Genomic DNA, 880 nt, shown 5'->3' with positions numbered 1-880 from the left:
TGTCGCGGATCAAGATCATGGCCCAGCTCGACATCGCCGAAAAACGCCTGCCCCAGGACGGGCGTATCGCCCTGCGCGTGGCCGGGCGACCCATCGACATTCGTGTCTCGACGGTGCCCACCGGGCATGGCGAGCGCGTGGTGATGCGCCTGCTCGACAAACAGGCCGGGCGCTTGCAACTGGAGACCCTGGGCATGGAGCCGCAGTTGCTCGCCCGCCTCGACACCCTGATTCGCCAGCCCCACGGCATCGTGCTGGTCACCGGGCCTACGGGCAGCGGCAAGACCACCAGCCTGTACGCCGCGCTGGCGCGGCTGGATGCGAGCACCAGCAATATCCTCACCGTGGAAGACCCGGTGGAATACGACCTGCCGGGCATCAGCCAGATTCAGGTCAACGCCAAGATCGACATGACCTTCGGCCTGGCGCTGCGGGCGATCCTGCGCCAGGACCCGGACATCATCATGATCGGTGAAATCCGCGACCTGGAGACCGCGCAAATCGCGGTGCAGGCCTCGCTCACCGGGCACCTGGTGCTGGCGACCCTGCACACCAACGATGCGGTGTCGGCGGTCAACCGCCTGATCGATATGGGCGTCGAGCCATTCCTGTTGGCCTCGTCACTGCTGGGCGTCCTGGCGCAACGCCTGGTCCGCCGCCTGTGCCCGCATTGCAAGCAGGAAGACCCCGCCGCACCTGGCACCTGGCGCCCGGTGGGCTGCGCGCAGTGCAATCAGATCGGTTACAGCGGGAGGACCGGTATCCATGAATTGTTTTGCGTCGACGACGAGGTGCGTAGCTTGATCCACCAGGGTGCCGGCGAGCAGGATCTGCGCGTGGCCGCGCGCCGTGCGGGGATGTTCAGCATGCGTGAGGACGG

1 protein-coding gene is annotated in these 880 nt (G+C 66.6%); it reads left to right on the top strand.

Annotation, left to right across the window (positions count from 1 at the left end; all coding sequences use genetic code 11):
• Window positions 1–880, top strand: an 880-nt coding sequence (locus tag FIV39_RS32925; protein WP_186731578.1) for a GspE/PulE family protein, incomplete at both ends; no start/stop codon positions are given.

It is taken from the genome of Pseudomonas grimontii, from assembly GCF_007858185.1.
Classification (GTDB): Bacteria; Pseudomonadota; Gammaproteobacteria; order Pseudomonadales; family Pseudomonadaceae; genus Aquipseudomonas; species Aquipseudomonas grimontii.
This window is presented reverse-complemented; position numbering and strand designations above follow the sequence as displayed.